This is a genomic window from Paenarthrobacter sp. NPDC018779 (assembly GCF_044391085.1).
Taxonomy (GTDB): domain Bacteria; phylum Actinomycetota; class Actinomycetes; order Actinomycetales; family Micrococcaceae; genus Arthrobacter.
Map to the genome: position 1 here is coordinate 1 of NZ_JBIRZS010000044.1, position 8,605 is coordinate 8,605.

Annotated in this window: 6 protein-coding genes; 4 read left to right on the forward strand and 2 right to left on the reverse strand. The window is 63.4% G+C overall.

Annotation, left to right across the window (positions count from 1 at the left end; translation table 11 throughout):
* Positions 1-463: 463 nt before the first annotated feature.
* The gene (locus ACH488_RS21705; protein ID WP_397326670.1) at positions 464-1,483 is read right to left on the reverse strand and encodes a LacI family DNA-binding transcriptional regulator; all 1,020 of its coding nucleotides are present in this window, start codon (positions 1,481-1,483) and stop codon (positions 464-466) included.
* A gap of 14 nt (positions 1,484-1,497) precedes the next feature.
* Entirely contained in the window at positions 1,498-2,697 is a 1,200-nt protein-coding gene (locus ACH488_RS21710) for a Gfo/Idh/MocA family protein (protein ID WP_397326671.1), read from the reverse strand.
* 206 nt (positions 2,698-2,903) lie between these two features.
* Between ACH488_RS21710 and ACH488_RS21715 the strand changes: the two genes are divergently transcribed.
* From ACH488_RS21715 to ACH488_RS21730, 4 genes are all read left to right on the forward strand, one after another.
* Positions 2,904-3,866 (forward strand): carbohydrate ABC transporter permease, encoded by a 963-nt coding sequence (locus ACH488_RS21715; RefSeq protein ID WP_397326672.1) that lies wholly within the window; start codon positions 2,904-2,906, stop codon positions 3,864-3,866.
* A gap of 10 nt (positions 3,867-3,876) precedes the next feature.
* Entirely contained in the window at positions 3,877-4,791 is a 915-nt protein-coding gene (locus ACH488_RS21720; RefSeq protein WP_397326673.1) for a carbohydrate ABC transporter permease, read from the forward strand.
* A 32-nt stretch (positions 4,792-4,823) separates the two neighbouring features.
* Positions 4,824-6,164: an ABC transporter substrate-binding protein gene (locus tag ACH488_RS21725; protein ID WP_397326674.1), complete on the forward strand. Its 1,341-nt coding sequence runs from the start codon at positions 4,824-4,826 to the stop codon at positions 6,162-6,164.
* Positions 6,165-6,246: 82 nt separating this feature from the next.
* On the forward strand, positions 6,247-8,418 hold the full coding sequence (locus tag ACH488_RS21730; RefSeq protein ID WP_397326675.1) for an alpha-galactosidase: 2,172 nt from the start codon (positions 6,247-6,249) through the stop codon (positions 8,416-8,418).
* The last annotated feature ends 187 nt before the right edge of the window (positions 8,419-8,605 follow it).

Below are 8,605 nucleotides of genomic sequence, written 5' to 3' on the forward strand. Positions count from 1 at the left end.
CGAGGAGTTCTATAACCGCACCCGGCTCCATTCAGCACTGGGCTATAACACCCCCGTGGAGCACGAACTGCTGCTCACCACGGACCAACCTCAGCAGGCACAAGCCGCCTGACCAACTGTCCACAACTTGCGGGCAACCCCAAACTGCGGCCCGGAAGTGAGCGAGCGATCCGCCCAAAGGGGCAATTAGGTGATCGAGCGTCAGGGGAAACGCGCGATTCGGTGAGAGAGCGTCCGATTCGGTGAGAGAGCGTCCGATTCGGTGATCGAGCGTCGGTGGAAACGGGCGATTCGGTGAGAGAGCGTCCGATTCGGTGATCGAGCGTCAGTGGAAACGGGCGATTCGGTGAGAGAGCGTCCGATTCGGTGATCGAGCGTCAGTGGAAACGGGCGATTCGGTGAGAGAGCGTCCGATTCGGTGAGCGAGCGTCAGTGGAAACGGGCGATTCGGTGGGAGAGGGTGCTAGGGGCAGCCGCAGGACTGGCGCACTATCAAGTCCGTGGGCAGGATGCTGTGCACGCGATCCCCACCACGGCCCTCCCCAACCAGCGCTTGGACGGCAGCCTCGGCCATCGCGTTGACCGGCTGGGCCACGGTGGTCAGCGCAGGCCAGGTGTATTCGGAATCGATGGAACCGTCGAAGGACACGAGAGCCATTTCCTGCGGGACCTTGACCCCGGCCTCGTGGAGCGCCCGCAGGATCCCGATGGCCTGCATATCATTGCTGGCGAAGATCGCAGTGGGTCGGTTGGCCATCGCCAGGAACCGCTTGCCAACCTCGTAACCGCCTGCCCGGCTGAACGGACTGTGCAGCATTGGACCGTCCGGGAGCCCGGCGTCGCGCAGTGCTCCGAGCCAGCCCACCTCGCGACCGTCCAGTTGGTTGCCGGTGTTGGTGCCGATGGCCAGGCCGATGTTGGTGTGACCGTGGCCGATCAGGTGTTCCACGGCAACGCGCCCGCCGGCCTCGAGGTCCACGCCCACGCTGGTGAATCCCGGCGGTGAACCTGCGTTGTTGAGCAGTACGGACGGGATCTCCGAGGCTTGAAGATCAGTCAGGTCGGGATCGAAGACGCAGCTGGCCAGAAACACCCCGTCCACCTGGCGCGCGGCAAGGTTCCGGATGTTCTGGCGTTCCTTGGCCAGGCTTCCGTCGGAGTTGGCCAGCACCATACCGAAGCCGAGCGCCGCAGCGGCCTCCTCGACGGCGTGCGCCAGGAGCGAGAAAAACGGGTTGGTGTTGTCCGGGACAATAACGCCCACGGTTTCGCTGGAGCCCAGCTTCAGGGCACGGGCGGCGGCGTTGGGCCGGTATCCGAGGATCCGGATGGCGTCGCGAACCTTGGCTTCCGTGGCGGGGGCCACGTTCTTGGGCCCACCGTTCACCACATAACTCACGACGGCGGTACTCACCCCGGCGTACCGGGCAACGTCCTTGCGGGTCACCGGTCCGCGCGGGGTTTGTACAGCTGATGTGGTCATGGGGTAAATGCTAGCTACATCGCGGGGGCATCGCCGAAGTCGCGGATCGGCAGGCGTTCGCCGCCACGCAGCGCGGACTGGTGCGCAACGATTCCGGGCAGGGTGTAACGGGCAGCAACCCACGCGTTGACGGGAGGGAGTTCGTTCTTGTTGACGGCAGTGACGAAGTCGTCCACGAGGAATTGGTGACTGCCTTCATGGCCGTTCGGAGCGCCCAGGAATTCCTGCGGGAGCCGGGCATGGTCGTGGACCGGGGCCAAGCCCGAGATGAAGGCATCCCGCAGTTCCGGGGCAACGTCAGCAAGTGAGGGGTCGTCCGCCGACATGGTGGGCTTTGTTTCCACCTGTTCTGACACATCGTGCACAGAAGACTTGTCCTGCCACACCGTAGTAGTGGCGAGCTGCTCGAAGCTGGCCTCCGTACCGAAGAAACGGAAACGGGATTCGCGGATGTGGGACGGGTATCCCACGCGCCGCATCTCATTGGTGCGCATCGCACCGCCGTCGTTCATTTCGAACAGTGCCGTCGCATTCGAGAAGTCGTTGCCGAACATGCTGACGTCCTTGTCGAAGACGCCATCGTTCCGCTGGTCCTTGACGCCGATGCAGCTGACACTGACAGCATGCCCCGGCACTGCGCCCAGGACACCGCCAATGGCGTGCGTCGGGTACAGCATGGGCGGGTAGCTGGCGGTTTCCTTCCAGCGCTCTCCCCCGCTGTATTGGTAGGCGTCGTAGAAGCCAAGGTCCATGTCATGGACGTAATCGCCCTCGGTGTAGAAGATGCGGCCGAACTTGCCGGCTTCCTGCTGCTTCCGTGCGTAGACGGTGGCCGGGTTGTAGTAGCTGGTCTCACCCATCATGTAGACGAGTTTGGTCTCGCAGACTGCTTCGATGATGCGCCCGATTTCCTCCTCGGAAATCGCCATGGGCACTGCCGAGTAGACGTGCTTTCCTGCGCGGAGGGCACGCTCGACCAGCGGACCGTGGGTCCAGCGCTGCGTGAAGATGGCGACAGCATCGACGTCGGACTCCAGCAGTTCCTCGAAGGAGGCCATCACGCCGTCCAGGCCCCAACGCTCCTGCGCGGCAGCTGCGCGCTCAGGCAGCTCATCCACCGCGTACACCTCGGAGACCCCCGGGTGGAGCTTGAACAGGTGCGCGAACTGGCTGCCGAACTGGCCTGCGCCCAGGACACCGATCGAAAACGTCATTGTTTGCCTTTCTTGGAGCTGCCTTGGGGCAGCGGCTTGTGATGGCCCTCACGGGATTGCGTAAGAGTCTGGCAGTGAAATCTACACGAGTCAACACATCGAACAGAAGCAAACATTTTTCACCACAACGCCTTGCCAAGATCGAATCTACTCGTGTAGATTCTGAGTCTGTTGTAATCCACATCACAGCTAGAAAAGAGTCGACGATGACCACGCTAACCAAGCAGCCGGGCAGCGCATCAGAGCGCTCTCGGCGCAGCCAAGGGCCAAAGAGCGCACCCGTCCAACGCAGCCTGGCAAGCCGCCTGGGAGACCTGAGGATCGCAATCTTCTTCATCCTCCCGGCCGTCGTCGGCTTCGTGGCGTTCTTCCTGATCCCCACCATCCGGGGTATCTACCTGAGCTTCACCGAGTACAGCATCCTCGGCGAACCCACTTGGATCGGGGTCAAGAACTACACCGCGATCTTCGGCGACGAACTCTTCTGGAACGCCATGGGAGTGACGCTTCAATACGTCGTGCTCAACATTGGATTCCAGACGGTCATCGCCCTGGGCTTGGCACTCCTGATGCACCGGGTCGCCAAATCCACCTTTATCCGCGGCGCCCTGCTGCTGCCGTTCCTGGTGGCCAACGTGATTGTGGCGCTCCTCTGGTTCTGGATGCTCGACTACCAGTTGGGCATCGTCAACGAAGTCATGAGCTGGGTGGGACTCCCCCGCGTGGCCTTTTTCGGCAGTGAGCAGTGGGCCATTCCCACCATCGCGTTCGTCAACGTCTGGCGGCACATGGGGTACACCGCGCTGCTGATCTTTGCCGGCCTGCAGGCGATTCCGAACAATCTCTACGAAGTGGCAAACCTCGACGGCGCGTCGCCCACCAGGACTTTCTGGAGCGTCACCCTGCCCCTGCTCCGCCCGGTGCTGGTCCTGGTCCTCGTCGTCACCGTGATCGGCTCCTTCCAGGTCTTCGACACCGTTGCAGTCACCACCAACGGCGGCCCCGTCAACGCATCCCGCGTGATCCAGATGTACATCTACCAAAAGGCCTTCGGCGAGTCCGACTTTGGCTATGCCTCCGCCCTCTCCGTGATCCTGTTCATCATTCTGGCCATCGTGGCCTTCCTGCAGATGAAGTTCCTCAAGGGCAACGAATCGGATCTGGACTAAGGAATCCCCCATGACTACTTCAACCCTCCGCCGCGAAACGTCCCGCAAGAAGCCCGTCAATTGGCGCCGCATAGGCGCGTGGGTGCTGGTCGCCGTCGCCCTCGCCGTGACCATTGCCCCGTTCCTCTGGATGCTCCGCACGGCGCTGTCCAGCAACAGTGCCCTGGCCTCCAACGCCGGCAACCTCCTGCCGGCCGACTTCAGCTGGGGTGCCTTCAAACGGGTTCTCGGCCTCCAAAGCACCGAGGAGGCGATCGCCGAGGGTGGCTCCGGAGCCGCCATCAACTTCTGGCTCTACCTGCGCAACTCCATCATCTTCGCCACCGTCACCACCGTCGGCCAGGTGTTCTTCAGCGCGATGGCCGCCTACGCTTTCGCGAGGCTCCGCTGGCCCGGCAGGAACAAGGTGTTCGGCCTGTTCCTGACCACCATGATGGTCCCGCCGATCTTCACGGCGCTCCCCAACTTCCTCATGATCAAGAACCTCGGCCTGCTCAACACCATGGCCGGCATGACGCTTCCGTTCTTGTTCATGACCCCCTTTGCCATCTTCTTCCTGCGCCAGTTCTTCCTGGGCATGTCGCGTGAAGTTGAGGAGGCGGCAATGCTCGACGGCGCCAAGCACCTGAGGATCTTCTTCCAGATTGTGCTTCCCAACGCCGCAGCCCCCATCGCCACCCTGGCGTTGCTCACCTTTATCGGTCAGTGGAACGAATACTTCTGGCCGCTGCTGGTGGGGCAGGACGAAAGCGTCCGCGTGCTCACCGTGGGCCTGAGCGTCTTCAAGTCCCAATCCCCGCAAGGCGCCCTGGACTGGTCCGGGCTCATGGCCGGAACCCTCGTGGCTGCCCTGCCGATCTTCATCCTCTTCATAGCCTTCGGCAAGAAGGTTGTGAACTCCATCGGATTCTCCGGAATCAAGTAACTCCCCCACTCAAGAACCCTGAAAGGTCCACCATGAAGAAAACCCTCGGCGTCGCCGCTGCTGCCGCGGCCATAGCCCTCACCCTGTCCGCTTGCGGTGGTTCCAGCGCAGGATCCTCCGAGGCAAAAGGCGAGATCAACTACTGGCTGTGGGACGCCAACCAGCTTCCTGCCTACCAGCAGTGTGCCGACGATTTCACCAAGGCCAACCCGGACATCAAGGTAAAGATCACCCAGCGCGGTTGGGACGACTACTGGACCACGCTGACCAACGGCTTCGTGGCCGGAACCGCTCCGGACGTCTTCACCAACCACTTGTCCAAGTACCCCGAGTTCGCAGCCAAGAAGCAGTTGCTCTCCTTGGATGAGGCCGTGGAGAAGGACGGCATCAAGCTCGATCAGTACACCAAGGGCCTCCCCGAACTCTGGGTGGGACAGGACGGCAAGCGCTACGGACTGCCCAAGGACTGGGACACCGTAGGGCTGTTCTACAACAAGGCCATGACCGACGCCGCCGGGATCACGGCGGAGCAGATGGCCAACCTGGACTGGAACCCGAAGGATGGCGGCAGCTACGAGAAGGCCATCGCACGCCTGACCGTGGACAAGAACGGCAAGCGCGGCGACGAAGCAGGCTTCGACAAAAACAACGTCGCCACCTACGGCCTCGGCCTGACCGGCAGCGGATCCGGCCAAGGACAAACGGAGTGGAGCTTCCTCACGGCAACCACCGGCTGGACCGCCACGGACAAGAACCCGTGGGGCAGCAAGTTCAACTACGACGATCCCCGGTTCCAGGAAACCATCGCCTGGTGGGCCGGACTCATCGACAAGGGATACATGCCCAAGCTTGAAACCACCGTTGGAGCGAGCATGCCGGACAGCTTCGGCGCAGGCAAAGCCGCCATCAACTCCAACGGCGACTGGCTGATCGGGCAGTACAAGACCTACAAGGGCATCGAGACGGCCATCGCTCCGACCCCCAAGGGCACCGACGGCAAGCGCGCCTCCATGTTCAACGGCTTGGCGGACTCCGTGTGGGCCGGCACCAAGAACCCTGCCGCCAGCGTCAAGTGGGTTGAGTACCTCGGCTCCACGGCCTGCCAGGATGTGGTGGCCAGCAAGGCTGTGGTCTTCCCTGCCATCAGCAGCTCCTCCGACAAGGCCGCAGAAGCCTTCAAGGCCAAGGGCACCGACGTTTCCGCCTTCACCACGCATGTGAAGGACGGCACCACGTTCCTCTTCCCGATCGCGGACAAGGCCGCCAAGGTGGACGGCATCATGAAGCCCGCCATGGACGCAGTGCTCTCCGGCAAGAAGCCCGCCTCCTCGCTGACCGAAGCCAACACCCAGGTCAACAACCTCTTCAAGTAACCCTTGCTGGGCCTGCTCTGCGCGCTTTACCTTCGGTTTAGCGCAGAGCAGGCCACACATCTTTCGAAAAGAGACCCCACGCATGCAACCGCTCCACCTTCGTTCCGCCGGCACCAGCCTGGTCATCAGCACCCACCGCGGCGAAGCTGAGATTTCCCACTGGGGAGCCGATCTTGGCGAGACGCTCCCGGACCTCGCCATCCTGAACGAGCCCATTCCGCCGTCGTCCGCGGACGCCAACGTTCCGGCCGGGCTCATCCCCCAGGCGTCGTCGTCGTGGCAGGGGCGGCCAGGCCTCCGTGGGCATCGCGTCACGGACGGCGTACCCGGCTTTGACTTCTCGGTTCGGCTCCGCGTGGTGAGCGCAACGGCGGACGGCTGTACAGCGACCATCGTCCAGTCAGATCCCGACGCCGGCATCACCGTTACGAGTACCCTCACCTTGCATCCGGGTGGGCTACTGGAACTGCGCAATGCGGTCACCAATGACGGCCCGTCGCCTTTCCAGGTGGACGAGCTTGCCGCCGTGCTCCCGGTGGCGCCGGACGCCGTCGAACTTTTGGACCTGACCGGGCGCTGGTGCCGGGAACGGCACCCACAACGGCACTCCATCCAGCAGGGCACCTGGGTCCGGACCGGGCGGCATGGGCGCACCGGCCATGACTCCTCGCTGCTGTTCGCCGCGGGAACGGCGGGTTTCGGCAACCGTCATGGCAAGGTTTGGGCGACTCACCTCGCGTGGAGCGGAAATCACGAGCAGTTCGCAGACCGCGTGGGCGATGGCCGCACGATGATCGGCGGCTCGGAACTCCTCGGTCCGGCCGAAGTGGTGCTGCAACCGGGCCAAACGTACACGGCACCGGCACTGTTTGCGGCGTACTCTGACCGGGGCCTGGACGGCATCACCGAGGCGTTCTACAGCTGGTTCCGCGCCCGGCCGCATCACGTTGCCGGTCCCCGGCCGGTGGTACTTAACACCTGGGAGGCCGTCTACTTCGACCATGACCTGGAAACACTGATCGAACTGGCCGAGTCTGCAGCGGACCTCGGCGTTGAGCGGTTCGTGCTCGACGACGGGTGGTTCTGCGGGCGCCGGAACGACCACGCCGGGCTGGGCGACTGGTACGTGGACGAATCCGTATGGCCTGGCGGTTTGAAGCCGCTCATTGATGCCGTGACCGCACATGGCATGGAATTCGGGCTCTGGGTGGAGCCGGAAATGATCAGCATTAACTCGGACATCGCCCGGGCCCACCCCGAGTGGATCGTGGGTCCGTCGGCGTCGTCCTACAAAGACGGGGGCCGGCTGCCCGTCGAGTGGCGGCACCAGCATGTCATTGACCTGGTCAACCCGGAAGCCTGGCAGTACGTCTTCCACCGGATCGATGCGCTGCTTCGCGACAACAACATCAGCTACCTCAAGTGGGACCAGAACAGGGACCTGTTGGAACACGGCCATGCCGGTCGCGCCTCGGTTCATGAGCAGACGCTCGCTGCCTACCGGCTCTTCGATGCCCTGCGCGAGGCCCACCCTTCCGTGGAAATTGAAAGCTGCTCCTCCGGTGGTGCCCGCGTGGACCTGGGAATCCTGGAGCGAACGGACCGTGTCTGGGCCTCGGACTGCAACGACGCCCTGGAACGGCAGACCATCCAACGCTGGACGGGCATGGTGGTCCCGCCGGAGCTGGTTGGCGGCCACATTGGTCCGTCCACGTCCCACACGACGGCCCGCACACACGACCTTTCATTCCGTGCCATCACAGCGTTCTTCGGCCACTTCGGCATGGAATGGGACGTTCGCTCGGTCACCGGCGCGGAACGGGAAGAACTCAAGCGGTTTATCTCGCTCTACAAGGAACACCGGGCGCTCATCCACAGCGGCCTGGCGGTCCGCGCGGATGCGACGGACGAGTCACTCATGGTTCACGGCGTGGTGGCGCAAGAGCACGACGGCGGCATCCCGGCGGGTGCCACTGCGGCACTTTTCGCTGTGGTCAAGACCCGGACATCGTTCGCCGAGCAGGTAGGACGCGTTTCCTTGCCGGGGCTCGATCCGTCGCGGACCTACCGGGTGGAGCTCCTGTTCCCCACGCCCGTTGATGCCGACTACGGGCACACCGTGATCGAGGCACAGCCGGTGTCCTGGCTGGCGTCCGGTGCCGAGGCGGGCGGCCGGTTCCTTGGCGAAGTCGGCCTGCCGATGCCCGTGCTCCACCCCGAGCACGCCATCCTTCTCCGCCTGACCGCCCTCTGACCCTCTCTCACCGAACACCCCCTTCAGACGGACGCTCTCTCACCGAACGCCCCCTTCGGACGGACGCTCTCTCACCGAACGACCCCTTCGGACGGACGCTCGTTACCTTTTTCGTAGCCTGTTTCCTGGTGCAGGATATGGGTGTGCTGGCCTGCCGGCTCCGGCATGATTTTGACGCTCTGTCGCT